Annotated in this window: 18 protein-coding genes; 9 read left to right on the top strand and 9 right to left on the bottom strand. The window is 39.3% G+C overall.

Annotated elements, in window-relative coordinates; genetic code table 11:
• Nucleotides 1-2 precede the first annotated feature (2 nt).
• Nucleotides 3-1,514 carry a nucleotide-binding protein gene (locus tag HYG87_RS06780; protein WP_211532440.1) on the bottom strand — a complete coding sequence of 504 codons (1,512 nt, stop codon included), beginning with the start codon at nucleotides 1,512-1,514 and terminating at the stop codon, nucleotides 3-5.
• A gap of 60 nt (nucleotides 1,515-1,574) precedes the next feature.
• Entirely contained in the window at nucleotides 1,575-2,957 is a 1,383-nt protein-coding gene (gatA, locus tag HYG87_RS06775) for an Asp-tRNA(Asn)/Glu-tRNA(Gln) amidotransferase subunit GatA (protein ID WP_211532439.1), read from the bottom strand.
• Nucleotides 2,958-3,202: 245 nt separating this feature from the next.
• On the opposite strand from gatA, the gene HYG87_RS06770 reads away from it, so the two are divergent.
• The 5 genes from HYG87_RS06770 to HYG87_RS06750 all read left to right on the top strand — a co-directional run bounded on the left by HYG87_RS06770 (nucleotide 3,203) and on the right by HYG87_RS06750 (nucleotide 6,839).
• Nucleotides 3,203-3,907, top strand: a complete 705-nt coding sequence (locus HYG87_RS06770; protein WP_211532438.1) for a methyltransferase family protein — start codon at nucleotides 3,203-3,205, stop codon at nucleotides 3,905-3,907.
• Nucleotides 3,908-4,015: 108 nt separating this feature from the next.
• Complete coding sequence (gene ala / locus HYG87_RS06765; protein WP_211532437.1) at nucleotides 4,016-5,008, top strand: alanine dehydrogenase; 993 nt, start codon at nucleotides 4,016-4,018, stop codon at nucleotides 5,006-5,008.
• Between the two features lie 72 nt (nucleotides 5,009-5,080).
• A complete protein-coding gene (locus HYG87_RS06760; RefSeq protein ID WP_211532436.1) occupies nucleotides 5,081-5,245 on the top strand; it encodes a hypothetical protein in 165 nt (54 codons plus the stop codon).
• A 47-nt stretch (nucleotides 5,246-5,292) separates the two neighbouring features.
• Nucleotides 5,293-5,931 (top strand): LysE family transporter, encoded by a 639-nt coding sequence (locus HYG87_RS06755; RefSeq protein ID WP_211532435.1) that lies wholly within the window; start codon nucleotides 5,293-5,295, stop codon nucleotides 5,929-5,931.
• A gap of 113 nt (nucleotides 5,932-6,044) precedes the next feature.
• Nucleotides 6,045-6,839, top strand: coding sequence for an HAD family hydrolase (locus HYG87_RS06750; protein WP_211532434.1), 795 nt, complete (start codon nucleotides 6,045-6,047; stop codon nucleotides 6,837-6,839).
• 3 nt (nucleotides 6,840-6,842) lie between these two features.
• Here HYG87_RS06750 and HYG87_RS06745 read toward each other — a convergent pair whose 3' ends face one another.
• A complete protein-coding gene (locus HYG87_RS06745) occupies nucleotides 6,843-7,070 on the bottom strand; it encodes a hypothetical protein (protein WP_211532433.1) in 228 nt (75 codons plus the stop codon).
• A 151-nt stretch (nucleotides 7,071-7,221) separates the two neighbouring features.
• Between HYG87_RS06745 and HYG87_RS06740 the strand changes: the two genes are divergently transcribed.
• Entirely contained in the window at nucleotides 7,222-7,569 is a 348-nt protein-coding gene (locus HYG87_RS06740; RefSeq protein ID WP_211532432.1) for a DsrE family protein, read from the top strand.
• Between the two features lies 1 nt (nucleotide 7,570).
• Here the strand turns inward: HYG87_RS06740 and HYG87_RS06735 are convergent, their stop codons facing one another.
• Both HYG87_RS06735 and HYG87_RS06730 read right to left on the bottom strand, forming a co-directional pair.
• Nucleotides 7,571-8,209 carry a TMEM175 family protein gene (locus HYG87_RS06735; protein WP_211532431.1) on the bottom strand — a complete coding sequence of 213 codons (639 nt, stop codon included), beginning with the start codon at nucleotides 8,207-8,209 and terminating at the stop codon, nucleotides 7,571-7,573.
• 12 nt (nucleotides 8,210-8,221) lie between these two features.
• Nucleotides 8,222-8,971, bottom strand: coding sequence for a sugar phosphate isomerase/epimerase family protein (locus HYG87_RS06730; protein WP_211532430.1), 750 nt, complete (start codon nucleotides 8,969-8,971; stop codon nucleotides 8,222-8,224).
• A gap of 226 nt (nucleotides 8,972-9,197) precedes the next feature.
• Here HYG87_RS06730 and HYG87_RS06725 point away from each other — a divergent pair, with 226 nt between their 5' ends.
• From HYG87_RS06725 to HYG87_RS06715, 3 genes are read left to right on the top strand one after another with little or no spacing between them, the layout of a single operon-like run.
• Nucleotides 9,198-9,701 (top strand): PadR family transcriptional regulator, encoded by a 504-nt coding sequence (locus HYG87_RS06725; RefSeq protein ID WP_249164820.1) that lies wholly within the window; start codon nucleotides 9,198-9,200, stop codon nucleotides 9,699-9,701.
• 14 nt (nucleotides 9,702-9,715) lie between these two features.
• A complete protein-coding gene (locus HYG87_RS06720) occupies nucleotides 9,716-10,723 on the top strand; it encodes an ATP-binding cassette domain-containing protein (RefSeq protein ID WP_211532429.1) in 1,008 nt (335 codons plus the stop codon).
• Nucleotide 10,724: 1 nt separating this feature from the next.
• Nucleotides 10,725-11,924 carry an ABC transporter permease gene (locus HYG87_RS06715; protein WP_211532428.1) on the top strand — a complete coding sequence of 400 codons (1,200 nt, stop codon included), beginning with the start codon at nucleotides 10,725-10,727 and terminating at the stop codon, nucleotides 11,922-11,924.
• A gap of 152 nt (nucleotides 11,925-12,076) precedes the next feature.
• Here HYG87_RS06715 and albA read toward each other — a convergent pair whose 3' ends face one another.
• The 4 genes from albA to HYG87_RS06695 form a co-directional block, all read right to left on the bottom strand.
• Nucleotides 12,077-12,352 carry a DNA-binding protein Alba gene (gene albA / locus HYG87_RS06710; protein WP_211532427.1) on the bottom strand — a complete coding sequence of 92 codons (276 nt, stop codon included), beginning with the start codon at nucleotides 12,350-12,352 and terminating at the stop codon, nucleotides 12,077-12,079.
• Nucleotides 12,353-12,582: 230 nt separating this feature from the next.
• Nucleotides 12,583-13,347: an ATP-binding response regulator gene (locus tag HYG87_RS06705; RefSeq protein WP_211532426.1), complete on the bottom strand. Its 765-nt coding sequence runs from the start codon at nucleotides 13,345-13,347 to the stop codon at nucleotides 12,583-12,585.
• Between the two features lie 23 nt (nucleotides 13,348-13,370).
• A complete protein-coding gene (locus HYG87_RS06700) occupies nucleotides 13,371-16,178 on the bottom strand; it encodes a PAS domain S-box protein (RefSeq protein WP_211532425.1) in 2,808 nt (935 codons plus the stop codon).
• 56 nt (nucleotides 16,179-16,234) lie between these two features.
• Nucleotides 16,235-17,752, bottom strand: a complete 1,518-nt coding sequence (locus HYG87_RS06695; protein ID WP_211532424.1) for a 2-isopropylmalate synthase — start codon at nucleotides 17,750-17,752, stop codon at nucleotides 16,235-16,237.
• Between the last annotated feature and the right edge of the window lie 48 nt (nucleotides 17,753-17,800).

The raw sequence follows: 17,800 nt of genomic DNA, 5'->3' as shown, positions 1-17,800 counted from the left end.
ATTTAAAAAAAGTTTTCAATATCTTCCCGGGTTAAGTATCCACTAAATTCAGGTTCGTGGGCCATCATTAATATTTTATTAAGGTCCAGATGTTCTTCCGCAGTTTTAAGTGCAGAAATACAAAATTCCTCTAGTTTTATTTCCACCTCCGGGGTGGTGCCCCTTTGTTTCATTTTGACTTTAGGTAAAGCCATTACCTGCCGGGTTCGGGTCTCTTTTTTAATATATTTTTTTACATGGTGGAAGATATCCTGATTATAAACCCGGTTAAGGATTATTCCCGGGACTTTTATTCCCATTTTTTCTAAGAGCTTAACCTGAGACACCACATCCACAGCAGCAGTCTCTATTCCGCCTTTATTACACCCGGATACCATAATAACTGGAATATTAGCAGCAAGGGCAATTTCTGCCCCAGAGTATGGTATTTTTTCATTTAAAATCCCGGTGAAGACTCCCATGACACCTTCTATAATAACCAGATCAAATTGATTCTTTTTTAAATTTTCAAGGGCTAAAGTAAGTTCCATCCAGCCCAGATGCCCTATTTTTATGGAGGAATATTTCTCCATTTTTCCCTTGGTGAGGTACAGGGCCGGTACTATGTCCCGGATATCCGGCCCCACCTTCAAAATAGCTACTTTAAGTCCTTTTTTATATAAAGCTCCGGCCAGGCCAGTGGATATGAATGTTTTTCCTGAATCTGATCCGGTGCTGGCAATCATTAAAGTAGGGGGTATCCTATCTGCACCTTCCCGGAATTTATTCATGGTTTTATTAACATTTTCAGATGGCTTTAATCCTGTTTCTATTCCTACTTCCTGTTTTATTTTCTTTAATAATTCTTTATTATCATTATAAATGCCCTGAACTTGTTTTTCACTGGCTCCTAAAAATTCCAGTATGTTTTCAACCAGAGCAGGATTTTCATCCAGACACCCATGGAGCATGGTACCCACCACATTTCCTTCAAGATTTTTTACACCAGCAACTACTTCCTGAGGGCTATCAGAATAATTAACCCGTTTTATTTTTGATTTTAAAATAGTTGGGCCTTCTCCTTCCAGTTGACCATAGGTATGGCAGTGAAATCCAGATATGGTTTCTCCACGCAGTCCCCGGGTTAGAAAAGATTCATCCACAATGGTGGCCTCCACCTGGTCATTGCTTATCAGGGGGCTGAAGCTAACATCCAGAATCCCTAAACCTTCTTTTATGATGGGACAGGGTGACCGGCGGCCGATATCTGTTTTTTGGGCCAGTACCTGGAAACCAGAACAAATACCCAGAATGAATTTACCTTCCTGGTTCATCCGGTGGATTTCCTCTCCCAGTTCACCAGTCAGGCTTCCTGATTCCATGATACTGCCTCCGGGTATTATCAGGCCATCTAATACTTTATGGGCTTTTTCGCCTTTAACCATACCATTGCCTTTAAGCAGGTGAGTTGGTAAGAATCCAAAGTCTTCAAAACCAGGAACCGCTCCTTTAACATATACCAGTCCGATTTTCATATTTTAGCCTTATTAGTGGTCATATTTTAAAAAAAAATAGGGGGGTTTAAGAGATAAGTTTTATTTATTTATATTTTCAAAAGCATCCATGGCCTGTATAATCTTTGCATCTTCCAGTGGTTTACCCTGCATTTGCAATCCCACCGGCACTCCCTTAACTTCTCCTGCTTTGAGGCTACCGGCAGGTATACCTGCCAGATTGGCCATAACCGTCAGCACATCATAAGCATACATTTCCAGAGGTTCCAGAGTGTCTCCCACCTTATGAGGTAGTTTAGGTACAGTGGGACCTACCAGTAAATCCACATCCTTCAAGAGCCGTGTTATTTCTTTTCTGATCAAAGAGCGGGCCTGGAGGGCTTTTTTATAGTATTTTCCACTGAATTCTTTCTGAGATATGTAGGATCCCATGTGAATTCTACGGAGTACTTCATCTCCACACACTTCTTCTATTTTGGAACCATATTTTCGGCCATCGTACTTTCGGGTGGCAGAGAAAAATTCCACATAGTTTATCAGGTAGTAAGTAGGCAGGCATAAATCTATATAATCGAAGCTTAATTCCACTACTTCTGCCCCCATCTCCTGCATTTGGTCAATGGATTTTTCAATAATTTTAACTATGGGCTTATCCGTGACCTCCTGGAATTGTTTTACTATGCCCAGCTTCATTCCTTTTAGTGTTTCTTTTCCATCTTCACCCACCAGATTACTAAAAGATGGTACCTCCCACTCCATGGAAGTGCATTCCTGAGGATCCCATCCCGCGATACTCTCCAGCATAAGTGCAATTCCAGATGCATCATCAGCAAAAGGCCCGATTTGATCCAGGCTCATGGCCAGATCCAGTAATCCCTGCCGGGACACCGCACCATAGGTGGGTTTAAATCCCATTACTCCACAATGGGAAGCCGGATTACGAATAGATCCTCCAGTATCTGATCCCAGGGTCAGGTCACACATGCCAGCGGCAATAGCAGCAGCACTCCCTCCACTGGATCCTCCGGGTATTAAACCTGGTGCAGCCGGGTTGTTGGTAGGACCATAATAGGAACTTTCAGTAGAACTACCAGCAGCAAACTCATCCATATTGGTCATTCCCATTATTATGCCATCTTCTTCTTTTATCCTTTTTACAACGGTCGCATCATAGCTCCCCAGATAGTTTTCCAGAGTGGGAGAGGCCGCAGATATGGTGAAATCCTCCACATTGATATTGCTCTTAATACCAATAACCAGTCCGGCCAGTTTACCAACTTTCTCCCCCTCTTTAAGGCGATGATCGATTTCAAGAGCTTTTTTTTGGGCCTGTTCCTTATTAATCTCCAGAAAAGCATTGATTTGAGGGTTTTTCTGGTCAATTATCTCTGAAAATCTTTCCACGTTTTCCCGGGCTGTGAGTTCCTGATTTTTTATTAATTCTGATTTTTCCAGAATATTCATAATAACACCTTATAAATGTCCTTACTGAATTTTGAAGGTTATAATATCATATAAGATTCTTAAGACTACTAAGTTGAATAATATGTTATACTTTTTCCAGATAATAAAAGGTTGCTAATAGATAAATTTACCATGGAACTTATAAAATAATTCTTATAATATGTAGTTAATATATGCTCATGAAGGATTTAAATTAAATTAAATTCCTACCTTAAGAATATAGAGTGCGTCCAGGGTCAGATACTATGAAAACACCGCGCAATCCGGGTTTTAAGATTTTTTTGATTATGCTACTTTCGGTGCCCTTATTTTTTGTTTCAGATTTCTATTTGCATTTTCAGGTCTACCTGAGCAGTAATATCATAACCATGGTGATCACCCAACAGTGGCAGGTGGTGGTTTTTTTTATTATAATCTTTTTAGCATTTTTAATACCATTATCTTATCGCCGGAAAGCCCAATGGGTGGAATATGGTCTGGTAACTGCATTTTTTGTTTCTTTATTTGTGGAAATGTATGGGATCCCTTTAACCATTTTACTGGCCTCTAAGTATTTCTTTGTGCCGGGAACCCAGCTACCTCCTAATCTGCTGGTAATTAATTTTATGGGGGTGGAGCTGGGCATGGACCTGGCCATGTTATATGGTTCCATTTTAATCATAGGAGGAACTTTACTGATTACCATAAGCTGGATTACCCTCTACCGTAATTCTAAAGATGATAATCTGGTGGATAAAGGAATTTATGCTTACAGTCGCCATCCCCAGTATCTGGGATTTATACTGGTTATACTGGGATGGTTTTATGGGTGGCCCACTCCTTTAACCCTGATTTTTAGTCCAATATTAATTTATAAGTATTTAAAGGTCTCTAAAAAGGAAGAAGAAGAAATTTTAAAGGAAAATCCAGACTATGAGGAGTATAAAAAGAAAGTGCCTTTCCTGATTTGAATATTCTCATAAAGTGAACTATTATACACCAATAGTTAAATTTATAAGTTTAGGAATAATACTCAAAAACTACCTCCTGGTTTTATACCCCCTAAGAAGGATGACATCATGCCTGAAACTATTATTCTAAATCAAAGTGAAATTAAACAGCTAGTTGAAATGAAAGACGTCTTGCAAGATGTGGAAACCGCCTATGTGGAACACTCCCGGAAAAACATCCAGATGCCAGCTAAAGAATATCTTTATTTTAATGAATTTAAGGGAGATCTCAGAATAATGCCCTGTTATCTGGAAGAAATGAGAAAAGCAGGAGTTAAAATGGTTAATGTCCACCCGGAGAATCCCCAAAAACATGATCTTCCTACGGTTATGGCTGTAATTGAGCTGGTGGATCCTGAAACTGGTTTTCCCCTGGCCATAATGGATGGTACCTGGATAACCAATATGCGTACCGGGGCGGCTGGAGGAGTAGCGGCCAAACACCTGGCCCGGGATAACTCGGAAATAGTGGGGATTGTAGGAGCAGGTAAACAGGCTTATACTCAACTTATGGCCCTTAATGAAGTGATGGATATTAAAGAGGCTCAGGTGTATTGCCGTACCTGTTCTTCCCGTGAAAATTTTGCCCGGAACATGACAGAAAAATATGATATCCCGGTTAAAGCGGTGGACAGTATTCAAAATGCGGTTAAAAATAAAGACGCGGTGGTCACCGTAACCCCGGTGGATGATCCCATTATAAAAAGTGAATGGATATCTCCCGGGACCCATATAAATGCCATGGGGGCAGATGCACCTGGAAAACAGGAGTTAGAATCATCAATTTTAGTTAAATCCCGAGTATTTATTGATTGCTGGGATCAGGCCAGCCATAGTGGAGAGATAAATGTCCCTCTATCCCAGGGGATCCTGAAAAAAGAGGACCTGAAGGGAAAATTAGGGGATGTGATTAACGGTAAAATACCTGGCCGAATGTCTGATGAGGATATAACTATTTTTGATTCCACCGGATTAGCTGTACAGGATATTACCACCGCCTGGACAATTTATAATAAAGCAAGTGCAGGTAAAAAGGGCCATAAGATAAATCTGCTGGAATAATCCATTTTCGGGTATCTTTTAAAAAAATACATATTTATATTCAGGAAGGGCCAATATATATGTGGTGATTTTATGTATCAGCAAGGAGTCTACCTCTTGGAAGTCTTAAATAAAATGAACCACGTATTGGAGCGCTTCAGACATTTAAGTCGTACCAGATCACTTAGAAAAGATCAGATAGAAGAGATTGATTATCATATTAACCAGATTACCATGATACTCAATAAATGCAATTAAATAATTTAATCAAATATTCATTTTAAAAAAATAAGATTAGTGATTTTATGATGGAATTGGCCTTATTTACTGCCACTTCTTTTTTAGTGGGACTATCCGGAGCACTGGCCCCGGGGCCTATGTTAAGTGTTACCATTTCCGATTCTGTAGAAAAAGGATTTATAGCCGGACCATTGATAATTTCCGGCCATATTATAAGTGAAATCATCCTGGTAATTCTCTTATTTGCCGGCTTAGGATGGTTGATTGGTTCTGCTCCAGCGACATTTATAATAGGATTAATAGGCGGATTGGTACTCATAGTGATGGGTCTTCAGATGGTAAAAAGCAAACCCTACCTCAAAGTCCCGGAAGGGAATTTAAAATTGAAATCTAAATCCCATTCAGTTTTAGAGGGTATATTAAGCAGCATAAGTAATCCCTATTTTTTTATATGGTGGGCCACTATTGGAGGTGCATTTTTATTCCAGGGGGTTGCTCTAGCCGGCCTGGTGGGGATTTCAGGCTTTTTAATTGGTCACTGGTCTTCGGATTTATTATGGTACAGTACCGTGTCTTTTTTAAGTTCACGGGGATCCCGTAAAATGAAACCCCAGACCCACCAAAACATTCTCCAGGTCTGTGGACTTTTTCTAGTGATTATCGGTGCTTATTTTATTTTAAATGCATTTAAAATAAGTTTTTAATTATTCATTTTTTAGTAATTAAGATTCCCTGGAATTTTTAAGACTTTTTATTAAAGTTTCTATTTCAGAGTAAGTGAGTATAGTTTTTAAATGAGGTGATCCCATTCCTATATATGAAGCCCCAGGCAGTGGTTTTTGATAACTCTGGAACCCTTATTAGAAGGGATCGGGTATTGAAACATATAAAAACTGGAGAGATTTGCGATCATCTGAATTCCATGGACGTTATTGATTATACCCCTGATCTGGCACTGGTGGTGCTGCAGACTGATCCAGGTAAATGTCTTCTTAATGCCCAATCCAGGCAAACTATTTATGAATTCATAACCCGTAACAAGGTTAGTTTTGATATAAGTTATTCTTACCAGGATTATACTAAAAAAGAAGTATTAAAAGCACTTGAAAATGATAATTCAACTTTAAAAGATATTCAGGATACCATTCAGGCCGTTGTAGATAAAGACTATGATGTGGAAATATGCAGTGGTTCTGGTTTCATCATAGATATGGCCCGGGGCCAGGTGGAATTTACCATCAGTTCCGGAGGCAGGATATTCCCGGAAGTTCGATCTGTGGTGGAATATCTTAAGAAGAAAGAGGTGAGTATTTTTATTGCTTCAGGAGATCGTAAAGGATCCCTTAAACAACTGGCCAGTTACCTTTCCATTCCCCCGGAAAATGTATTTCCCACCGCAGATACCCGTCGGAAAAAGGAGATTGTGGCAGAACTTAAAAAAAAGTACCAGGTGATGATGGTGGGTAATGGATCCAATGATATTTTAGCTTTAAAGGAAGCAGATTTAGGGGTTTTAACTACCCAGCAAAAGGAAGATCTTCCGCAGAAGGTTTATGATGCAGCAGATGTGATAATAGAAAATATAGAAGAAATAAAGAATCTGGATTTTTAAATATTATTTTGGGCTATTCCATTCTTTAAGGGAATTAGATAAGCGTGTTTTTTTCTTTTCATCCTGTATCCAGTTTTTAACTTCTTTCCAGACTATGTTGCATTTTTCATTCTTTTTTTGATTTGTAGCCTGGCGTATTGCCAAATCAACAGCTTTTCTTTCCTCTTTATTTTGAGGTTCTATCCCGGCATCCGCTAAAATGGCCTTCATGTGTCTTAAATAGCAACTCATAATATGAACTCTCTAAATTAATGGTAATAAATTTATGCCCGGACGTATATATGAAGTATTATTTAATGAAAATATCATTAGCACTTAGAAAAAGAAAATTGAAGGCTAAATTAACGGTGCTGTGGTGTTACTATAAATTAGGTGATGAGAAATGGTAGATTATAAGGTGATATTCCATTTAGATGAAAACAACCCCCAGCGGATTAACCTGGTTTTAAATAATCTGAATAATTTGATGGAAGATATGGCTGGTGAAAATCTGGAACTGGAACTGGTGGCATATGGGCCGGGTTTGCAACTTTTTTTAAAGGGTTCTCCATTTTTCCCCCATATGGAAAGTTTAGCGGGGAAAGGAGTTATCTTTGCAGGTTGTGGTAATACCATCAAGGGAATGGGTATTGCAGTTAGTGAGCTTCTGGATTCAGTGCAGGTGGTCCCTTCTGGTGTGGGAGAGCTGGTTAAAAAGCAACATCAGGGCTGGATTTATATCAGGCCCTGAATTATTTTCCATCATCATATTTTTTTTGCAATACATTATCCAGGTATTTAATAAAGGGTATGGTGGCATAGACAACTGTGCTCAGACTGGGATGATAAAAACTTACTCCCATAGCCAGGAGTGCAGAAATAGGAAACATGAGGTTGATTCCCATATAACGTCGAAATGTTCGGGAGCTCTTATCCGTGCTAGTTAAGTCCTTTTTATAGGAATAATACCAGTTGATAAAGGATAATACTCCAATAATAAACATGTTAGAGTTAAAAAAAAGAGCCGCAGAGGGAAGTTCCCCATATTCACCAATAAGTATGGTAGAAAAGGGTACCAACGCTACAAAAAGCAGCCATAAGATATTTATCCGAATAAGACCCATGTCTGCTTTTTTTATAACATGGAATTGAGCATGATTAATCCTCCAGAAAACAGCCAGGAGTATGAAACTAAGGCCATAAACATAGAACTTAGGGATCATACCTATTAAAAAGGTGGAAAATTCCGCATCAGTTACACTGGAGGGAAAATCAGGTACTTCCAGGTTTAAAACCAGCAGAGTCATGGCGATAGCGAAGATTCCATCAGTCAGGGTTTGTATACGGCTGGTACTCATCCATTCTTTTTCCGGGATTTTTTTTGATTCCATATTCTATCCCCATCAGGTTATAGTCTTAATCAGTTCTCTGCTTTTTAAGACATTTTCATAGTTATTTAATTCAATTATACCCTTATCAATATTATTCAAAAGTTTTAAATCCATTTTTCCCTCCCCTAAGGGCAGGTGCTGGTCTTTAACGCCATCATTATCACTCAGGTGGTAATAAAAAGTATTTCGTATCTTTAAGAAATCTTCTGGATTTTTACTGGTATTGGCATGGCCCATATCCACTGTGGCTCCACATCCACATTCATTTATTACTTTTTGAAGTTCCGGTGCACTGTTGCAGATATAAGAAAATCGGTGGGGCATGTTTTCTACTGAAAAATTAATTCCCCGATCTTTAGCATAGTCGGTGCAGAGTGTGAGGGTTTCAATGGCGTGTTCCAGGGCAAATTTTCGCACATGCGGATCCTGGCGCCGGATAAGCCCGGGATGAGTGGTTACAGTTTGAGCATCTATTTCCGCCGCCAGGTCCACTGTTTCCCTTAATTGCAATCTGCTTTCTTCCCTGATACCCGGGTTTATACTGGCCGGGTTTAAATCAATGGTGGGAGAATGGAGGAATATGGTTATATCATAGGATTGGAAAATTTCCAATTCCTTTAATCCGTTTTCCAGAATATTTCGAGGCCAGTAGGGTCCTTCACAGAGTATCTCCATTAAATCAAAGCCATCCCCCCAGGCCTGGTCCAGCATATCTTCAAAGGATTTCATAAAGAGAGCCAGGGTAGAAAAACCTATTTTCATTATAATTCCTCGTATTCTTAAATTATTTTCTAAGGTGGATAGTAAGCTCTTTATTTTTTATTTTAAAGAATGATAAAATTGTATCTGTATATATATTCCCGGCAGGATATAATTTATCAGGAGCCTGTTTTTGGAAAAATTTATATATGGAAAAAAACTTCTAACTTATATCAAAAATTGATATATCAGTAAATGGATATATTGGGCCGCGATATAGTGCTTATAGATGTTTTTTGATTACAGTCCCTGTATTTTTATTCACCTTAAAGTAAAAGGAGATGAATTTTTGGAAGAAGATAAGGAAAATATGGACTCTGATAAAAAAAAAGTTCCAGAAGAAATCCCCCTGCAGGGTTTTGACCAGAAAATGATCAGGAGTTTTATGCGAGGATTTGGAAAAACCATGGTATTATGGATGATTAGTAAAAACAGGCTGCATGGATATGAAATCATGAATAAACTCCACCATTACTATTCCCTGGAAGAAGCCCATGCTAATCTTAAACCACCAGGTCCCAGTGTAATATATCCCATTTTGCATGATCTGGAAAAAAAAGGTTTAATTAAAGGAATCTGGGAAGCCCAGGGAAAAAGGAAAGTGAAGTATTATGAAATAACCCCTGATGGTGAGGCTACTATCCAGCGGATAAAAAATGTTATTGAAAGTAAAATAGCCCCTTTATGGGAGGATTTCTGGGGTGAAATGTTCGCCCCGGATAAAGATAAATGAGGAGGGAACTTGAAATGAAGTATGCTATTGAAACCTTTGACCTTACTAAAGACTATGGAGATTTCACAGCAGTAGATGCCCTTAATATGAAAATCAAAGAAAAAAGCATATTTGGTTTTTTAGGGCCCAATGGTGCAGGTAAAACCACCACCATAAAAATGCTAACCTGCCTTATCCAGCCCACCCAGGGCACTGCCCGGGTGGCTGGTTATGACGTGCGGGAGAACCCCAATGAGGTGCGTAAAAAAATTGGTATGGTTCCCCAGCTGGTGAGTCTCTATGGAGATCTTACAGTTAGAGAAAATGTGGAGCTTTGTGCCGATTATTATGGCATGCCCCGGGAGTTGAAAAAAGAGCGAATTGTGGAATTAATGGAACTGGTGGATATTAAATATGCTGAGGATAAAATGGTGAAGCAACTTTCCGGGGGGCAAAAACAAAAGGTTTCGGTGGTGGCCAGTCTGGTGCATCAACCAGATATATTATTTTTAGATGAACCCACCATTGGGCTGGATCCCAGCACCAAAAGGGTCCTGTGGGATTTGATTTATGATTTGAATGAAAAGGGACATACCATTGTACTGTGTTCCCATGACATGTATGAAGTGGAGCTGCTGTGTGATAATGTAGGTATAATCAATCAGGGAAAACTGGCCGCATTTAACACCCCTCAGAGCCTAAAAGATTCACTCATAGAAAAAAATACCCGGGATATACCACTTGAAAATATTTCCAACCCGGACAAAGAAGAAAAAGTGGAAAATAAGCAGATGAGCATTATGGTGACCAACCTCAATAAAGACCTTATAAAAGAAATTAAAGGTTTACCTGCAGTTTGTGGATTAAAAGAACATTCATCAGGACGTATAATTATGGATATGGAGGATAGCTCCAGTTGTGCAGTGAATGATGTTATAGAAACCGTGCTTAAAAACCAGGGCAATATAACTTCCATAGCCACCAGAGACCCCTCCCTGGAAGATGTTTTTATGAAAGTGACTGGTAAGGACCCGGGGGAATAATATGGAAACGAAAAAAATTATGTGGATGCTGAAAAAAGACTTGATGGTGCTGTGGAGGCATAAACCTCGTTTAATGTCCCTTTTACTCTTCCCCATAATCATGATCACCCTTTTTGGTTATGGTATGGGAGGATCTCTGGAAAACATACCGGTGGTGCTGGTGGAACAAAGTGAAGGTCCAGTAACAGAACAAACCATGCAGGCCATAGAGAATATGAGTTTGTATGATGTTAAGGCGGTGATGAATGACCCGGACAAGGCCAGGGAAATGGTGGAAAATGGGGAAGCCAAAGCAGCCATAGTACTTCCTCCTGATTATGAAGATCTTCAAAATATTTCACCAAAGGACGTGGTACTGTATGTTGATTCATCCGATCAAATGGCCAGCCAGGCAATTATACCCGCCACTCAAGGCCTTTTCAACCGGATTTCCAGTGAGCTGGGTATAAAAAGGATGGAGATGATGGGCATGGGTACTGCCCGTGGCGGTATTGGAGTTAATTCCACCCCGGTAAATCCTAACCAGGCCCCGGGATTATCTACCAGTCTCCAGAATGTATTCTATTCCATTAATTTCCAGATAGATAAATTATATGGGGATATAGATTATATTGACTTTCTGGTCCCGGCGGTTTTGGCCATGACCGTCATGTTCTCCTGCATGTTTGGTATGGGAGAATCCATTGCCGGTGAGAGAGAACGGGGAGAGTTGGCCCGATTATTTATGACCCCCACCAGTGTTAGTACCGTAGTCGGAGGTAAGATCATATCCAAGCTCATAATAGAAACTGGTAGAGCTTTGATACTTATAATAGCCGCCATAATTCTCTTTGGAATAGTTATAAAGGGAGGGATGGGCTTGACCCTTTTATTACTGGTACTATCCGCCCTTTGTTTTGTAGGTTTCGGGATTATGATTTCCGCCCGGGTAGGAACCCAGGAAGATTACATGCAGATGGTAATGCCCTTTACCATGCCCATGATGTTTGTATCTGGAGTTTTTTATCCTCTGGAAACCATGCCCTGGATATTTCAGCAAATAGCCTATCTGGTTCCCTTAACCTATGCAAATAACGCCTTGCGATCAGTGATGTTAAAAGGGGCCGGGATAGGAGATATATGGTTGGAAGTGCTGGTCCTGGTGGGTTTCACTGCGCTATTTTTTGCCCTGGGTGTGACCAAATTCAACCGGGATATTTAAACTAGGGATAGTTTTTTTAATCCCCTTATTTTTTAAAAGAAAGAACTAGATAAGATTAAAAGATTATAAATAAGGTTTAAAAAAAATTAACTTAAATAGACTGGCTTAAAGAAATATTAAAAATAAGTAAAGATTAATTTTTTAATCTTTTATTATTCTTTTCGAAGTTGGATTTCAATGGCAGAAACATTCGTGGCTCCGCCTTCATTTCCTACGATTTCCTCTGTAGATATGTCAATGTTTTCAATTTCAATCTCTGGTATGAATCTGTTTCTAACTATTTCTGCAACGTCTACGGCCCTACTTATAGCCCTTCCCCTTGCTTTTAAAACAACTTGAGCAGTTCCACCATTCACTTGGGTCACAACAGCTAATACATAGTTCATTACAGGCTTGTTTCCGATGTATACAATATTTTCCTCTGGCATCACTTCGACCTCCGTAAGAATGACTATATTATGTTTGAGTAACTAAATATTATATATATTTTGTGTTATTATTCCTAAAATAGAGGAATAAGATTTAATTTAGGATTAAAATAATTAAAATTATAATATTTTAATTTTAAAGACTTTAAAAGATAAAAAGGCTTTTTAGATATGTTTAAAAGCTTAAATTAATATCATGTCTCCTACTGGATTAAAAAAAATATGAATATTTAACGGGGAGTGAATACCAGTAAAAACCCTTCAATTTCATCTTTTTCATTGATAACCGGAGTTATTGAGCCCTGAATTAGTATCTGGAGATTATCTCTGGTTTTAATTCCTTCTTCAAAGGTTACCTTAGAAGGCAATGTTTCAGAAGTTATTTCTTTTTTTAAAGATTCAAGAAGATCCGATACAGGATTAAGTAATTTAAAGAGATGATTTCCCAGTACATCCTCCCGGAGACATCCGGTGAGATTTTCAGTTACTGGATTTAAAAATTTAACATTAAAATCAGGATCAGTGGCAATAACTGAATCGGAAACATTCTTTAAAATAGTATTCAGCCATCTCTGGTTTTCCCTTAACCTGGTTTCTATTTTATGCTTATGCAGGGTTATTTCAATAGCATCATGAAGTTCACCCTCCTCATAAGGTTTATTTAAAAATCCACTGGCCCCTTTGAGGATATAACCGGAGGGTTCAGTTATTTTAGCTCTTTCCACAGTATTTTCATCAGAATATGCAGTTAAATATATTACCGGTATGCCATATCGGCTCCTTATCTCCTCTGCAGCATCTATACCATCTATATCTCCCTCCAGTTTTATATCCATTAAGATTAAATCCGGAAATATTTCTTTTGCTTTTTCTATTGCTTCTTCACCACTGGATACCAGGGCCGGTACCTGATAACCCATTTCTTCCAGACCATCCCTTATATCTTCGGCAGTTATTCTCTCATCCTCAACAACCATTATCTTGGGGCCACTCATATCTAACACCTTCTTTAAATAATCTATTTGAATATTATCTTAAATTTTGTGCCCTGAACTTTTTCCAGGGATAATGATCCTCCTAACTGTTGGGTAAGGGTTCTAACCAGTCTCAAGCCCAGGGATTTAGATTTATTTATATCTATGTCCTCTGGAATACCCACCCCATTATCTTCTACTTCCAGCACATAAGTTCCCGGTTCTTTTTTTTGGAAAGAAACCTTTATTTCCCCGGGACCAGACCCAAAGGCGTGTTTAAGGGAATTGGTGATTAATTCGTTGAGGATAAGTCCACAGGGAATAGCCTTATTGATATCCAGATAGATGTCTCCCACCTCCATTTTAAATGAAATCTGGTTTTTAGAAGCCCCATAGGAACTTAAAAGCACCGAAGAGAGTTCCTTAATATACTGCTTGAAACCCACCTGGGACAGGTCCGGTGACTTATAGAGCATTTCATGAATCAGGGTCATGGAGCGCACCCGGTTCTGGCTCTCATTAAATAATTCCTGGCTTTTCTTATCAGTGAGGTAACGGGATTGTAAAGACAGTAAACTGGAAATCACCTGCAGATTATTTTTAACCCGGTGATGCAGCTCCTGGAGCAGTACCTCTTTTTCTTTAAGTGAAGCTTTTAATTTATTATCCGCCATCTTATGGTCAGTTATATCGAGAAAAGATGATACATAAAGTTCTGTACCTGGAATTAAAGCCAGTGTGACAATAACCTCTTTAATTTTTCCCTCCCGGGTTTTAAAACTAGATTCATGAGAATAGGGAGTATTTTTAACCTGGATTAAAAGATTATAATAGTTTTCCAGATCCCCGGGCAGGGTGAATTCTCTCATATTCATCCCTGCCTGGATTTCTTCCCGAGAGTATCCAGATAATTTTTCAAATTCAGTATTAAGTAGCATTATATCCATTTTTTTATCCATTATCACCGTGGCAGTTCCTGTATTTTCAAATATGGTTTTATATGTTCTTTCAGATTCTTTTTGAGCTTCTTCTGCTTCTTTTCTTTTAGTGATATTTATCCAGTAGCCGGCAATTTCCACCGGCTGCCCCTTATCATCCATAATTACATTGGCTTCATCTCTCATCCAGATAAATTTACCATCCCTCCTCTGGAAACGGTATTCATAGTAGTGCTGGCCTTTCTGGAGTAAGGTCCCTAAATCTGCCAGGGCATGGGAAACATCATCAGGATGTATCCGGTCCATCCAGAAGTAAGAATCTTTTAAAAAATCATCAGGAGAATAACCTGTTTGTTTTTTTACATTGTTACTGATGAAGGTAGTTTTATGAGGAGGATGAATACTCAGGGTGTATATGATGGCCGGAGTGGCAGAAATTAGAAAATCCAGCCGCTTTTTAGTGCTTTTTAGCTGATATTCTGCCTCTTTATCCCTGGTGATATCGGTGGCTATACCCACCACCCGATTTACGTTCCCCGAATGGTCTTTGACTGGAGATAAACGGGCTTCAATCCACCTTATGGAATTATCCGGTCTTTTGATAGGGAATTGTATTTTCTCTTCTTCATTTAAATTATTATTTTTGATTTTAGAAAATACATCTATTCCCTTTACCTTATCCCGGCCATCCAGGTAGTCCTTCCACTTACGGGGATCATCATATAGTTCCTGGGGGTCTCTGCCCCAGATATCTTTAAAGGCCGGGCTAAGGTAAATGAATCTTTTCTTTTTCAGGTCGTATATGCCAAAGACCTCATCAATATTTTCTGCCAGTTGCCTGAATTTTGTTTCGCTTTTTTGAAGAGTCCGGTGGGAATTTTCCAGTTTTTCCATCATTTTATTTAAGGACCGGGTAAGTAGAGAAAACTCATCATCACCACTAACCGGGAACCTGGCTGAGAAATCCTTTTTTTCTCCAATGAATTTTATATTGGCACCTAACTGAGACAGACTGGAGAGGACTGATTTATCCAGATAGATTAAAATTGAAAATCCCATAATAAAACCAGCAATAATAATCATGGCCATGAAATAATAGATACTATTTAATGTTTTAGCATAGTAAAGACGGGAATCAGTAATTTTAAAAATAATTGCCGGGTTATTTTCAATATCATTTAAAAATCCATAGGCTGAAATACTTTCGCTACCATTGTAAGTAATAAATATATTTTCATTCCTATTAAAAGCCGCCTGAGCATCTTGAAAATCTCTTCCAGCTTCAGGGAGGTTATATGGTGAGAGTTCCAGTTGCAACTGGGTAAAGTTAGAAAAGGATGAAATAAAATGTTTATTTAAATTCCGACCCATTAAAACAGTTCCTCGAACTGTGCTGTTGGTATTAGAACCAGTTACCGGACTTATAGATATTAATAGAGGTGTATTCGGGAGATTGAGTATGCCCCCTGATGAGGGGGTGGAATTATTAAAAAAAAGAGATTTTAAGGAATTATAGTCTCCCATACCTTCGGGAAGAGTGGATAGTGCCTGATTTTCCTGGTCTAATCTTTTAACATATATTATGTGGCCCTGGTTATCGAAAAAAAGAACTAGATCGATTCCCATGGCGGAAAATAAGTTATCATCCAGATTATGGTCAATAAATTGTTGATTCTGATTAAGCATGAAGTTATAAGTCTCATCAGAGGAGGCCATTTCCCGGGTGAAGGCATTTAAATTTTGTTCCTCTATTAAAATAGCTTCTTCAAATCTTGCAGCATCCTGTTTAATGTTGTCTTCTTCCAGATTGGTTAGCCCCGTTACCAGGATAATCTGAGAAGTGGCATATAAAATCAGGACCAGGGCCAGTAAGGTGGCCCCAATCATGAGCAGTGTTTTTTTTCGAAGATTCATAAATGCCCTAAAATATAAAGATTTTATTTAAAATCCACATATCATCTTCTTTTTTACTACTTTACCATTAATATTTTGTTTATAGAATCTAAAACCGCTTCCACACTGGCCATAACAATATCTTCACGGGTAGAACGACCGGTGGCATGGTTACCCTCCATATCTCCCATCACCACGAATACTTCAGCCAGGGCATTGGTACCGCCAGTTATAGCCTCAATATTATATTCTTTAAGTTCAATATCGGTTGTTTCACTAACCAGACTATGTATGGCATTTATGGCGGCGTCCACCGGTCCCACCCCGGTTTTGGAAGCGGTTTTTAACTCCTCGTGGATGCGTAGTTTCACCGTGGCGGTGGGCATCACATTTTCTCCAGTCATAACCGCAAATCCTTCCAATTTAACTGTTTCTTTTTTAGCCCGACCCAGTACAGTTACCGCAATGGCCTTTAAATCCGCGTCAGTCACCTTTTTGCCCTTATCACCCAGATCCTTGATTTGATCATAGACGGTGCAGAATTGTTTTTCACTCATTTCAATACCGTATTCATCCAGTTTAGAGCGCAGAGCATTTGCTCCAGTGTGTTTACCCAGTACAATTCTCCGGGTGTGTCCCACCATCTCGGGAGTGATGGGTTCATAGGTTTCTGCCTTTTCTAAGACCCCGTGCACATGGATTCCTGCCTCATGAGCAAATGCATTTTCACCTACAATGGCCTTATTAGGTGGCATTCTAACTCCAGTAATGCGGGAAACAAAATCGGATAAATTAACCAGTTGAGAGGTCCTTATATCCAGTGGAAGGTCATATCGAGTTATGAGGGCCATCACCACTTCTTCTAAAGAGGCATTACCTGCCCTTTCACCCAGGCCATTTATGGTGGCATGTACCTGCTGGGCCCCGGCTTCCACTGAGGAGAGAGAATTGGCCACTGCCAGTCCAAAGTCATCATGACAATGCACACTGATGGGAATGTTAATGTCCTTGTTCAGTTTACTTATGAGCCAGTGCATGGCACTGGGAACCATGACCCCCACAGTATCAGGTACATTGATGTAATCTGCCCCGGCATCCTCCACCGACTGATATATTTCACTAAGGAAGGGGAATTCGGTCCGGGTGGCATCTTCGGCGGAAAATTCCACCAGCACCCCATGGTCTTTCACATATTCCACTGCCTCTACTGCTTTATCCAGTATTTGTTCCTGGCTCATTTTCAATTTGTATTCCCGATGCAGAGGAGAAGTACCAATAAAGGTATGAATGTAGTCCACATCACTATCCAGGACTGCATCCAGATCATTTTTCAAAACCCTTGCCAAACCACAGACTTTCGCATTCAATCCCAGATCTAAAATTGCTTTTGCTGCTTCTTTTTCACCTTCAGAAGCAGCAGGAAACCCCACTTCAATAACATCTACACCTAGCTGGTCTAATTTTTTAGCTATGCCTATCTTTTCATCCACCGTTATGGCCACACCAGGTGTTTGTTCGCCGTCCCGGAGGGTGGTATCAAATATACGCACCGTTTCCGGTAAATTCATGTTCTTTTTTACTTTTTCTATGTACATAGACTTATCCTCAAGGGTTTGGCTTTTAGTTTAAAAATTCCATCTATA

Source organism: Methanobacterium alkalithermotolerans, from assembly GCF_018141185.1.
GTDB classification, from domain to species: Archaea; Methanobacteriota; Methanobacteria; order Methanobacteriales; family Methanobacteriaceae; genus Methanobacterium_F; species Methanobacterium_F alkalithermotolerans.
Note: the sequence above shows the minus strand (reverse complement) of the source record. Positions and strands in the feature narration are given on the sequence as shown.

What these genes read in the sequence shown, in the direction of transcription:
- HYG87_RS06725 (WP_249164820.1), top strand. Translation starts at nt 9,198, where the DNA reads ATGTTTTTTGATTACAGTCCCTGTATTTTTATTCACCTTAAAGTAAAA.
- HYG87_RS06760 (WP_211532436.1), top strand. Translation starts at nt 5,081, where the DNA reads ATGTATCAGCAAGGAGTCTACCTCTTGGAAGTCTTAAATAAAATGAAC.
- albA (WP_211532427.1), bottom strand. Translation starts at nt 12,352, where the DNA reads ATGCCAGAGGAAAATATTGTATACATCGGAAACAAGCCTGTAATGAAC.
- HYG87_RS06700 (WP_211532425.1), bottom strand. Translation starts at nt 16,178, where the DNA reads ATGAATCTTCGAAAAAAAACACTGCTCATGATTGGGGCCACCTTACTG.
- gatA (WP_211532439.1), bottom strand. Translation starts at nt 2,957, where the DNA reads ATGAATATTCTGGAAAAATCAGAATTAATAAAAAATCAGGAACTCACA.
- ala (WP_211532437.1), top strand. Translation starts at nt 4,016, where the DNA reads ATGCCTGAAACTATTATTCTAAATCAAAGTGAAATTAAACAGCTAGTT.
- HYG87_RS06740 (WP_211532432.1), top strand. Translation starts at nt 7,222, where the DNA reads ATGGTAGATTATAAGGTGATATTCCATTTAGATGAAAACAACCCCCAG.
- HYG87_RS06755 (WP_211532435.1), top strand. Translation starts at nt 5,293, where the DNA reads ATGATGGAATTGGCCTTATTTACTGCCACTTCTTTTTTAGTGGGACTA.
- HYG87_RS06715 (WP_211532428.1), top strand. Translation starts at nt 10,725, where the DNA reads ATGGAAACGAAAAAAATTATGTGGATGCTGAAAAAAGACTTGATGGTG.
- HYG87_RS06735 (WP_211532431.1), bottom strand. Translation starts at nt 8,209, where the DNA reads ATGGAATCAAAAAAAATCCCGGAAAAAGAATGGATGAGTACCAGCCGT.
- HYG87_RS06750 (WP_211532434.1), top strand. Translation starts at nt 6,045, where the DNA reads ATGAAGCCCCAGGCAGTGGTTTTTGATAACTCTGGAACCCTTATTAGA.
- HYG87_RS06745 (WP_211532433.1), bottom strand. Translation starts at nt 7,070, where the DNA reads ATGAGTTGCTATTTAAGACACATGAAGGCCATTTTAGCGGATGCCGGG.
- HYG87_RS06705 (WP_211532426.1), bottom strand. Translation starts at nt 13,347, where the DNA reads ATGAGTGGCCCCAAGATAATGGTTGTTGAGGATGAGAGAATAACTGCC.
- HYG87_RS06770 (WP_211532438.1), top strand. Translation starts at nt 3,203, where the DNA reads ATGAAAACACCGCGCAATCCGGGTTTTAAGATTTTTTTGATTATGCTA.
- HYG87_RS06720 (WP_211532429.1), top strand. Translation starts at nt 9,716, where the DNA reads ATGAAGTATGCTATTGAAACCTTTGACCTTACTAAAGACTATGGAGAT.
- HYG87_RS06730 (WP_211532430.1), bottom strand. Translation starts at nt 8,971, where the DNA reads ATGAAAATAGGTTTTTCTACCCTGGCTCTCTTTATGAAATCCTTTGAA.
- HYG87_RS06780 (WP_211532440.1), bottom strand. Translation starts at nt 1,514, where the DNA reads ATGAAAATCGGACTGGTATATGTTAAAGGAGCGGTTCCTGGTTTTGAA.
- HYG87_RS06695 (WP_211532424.1), bottom strand. Translation starts at nt 17,752, where the DNA reads ATGTACATAGAAAAAGTAAAAAAGAACATGAATTTACCGGAAACGGTG.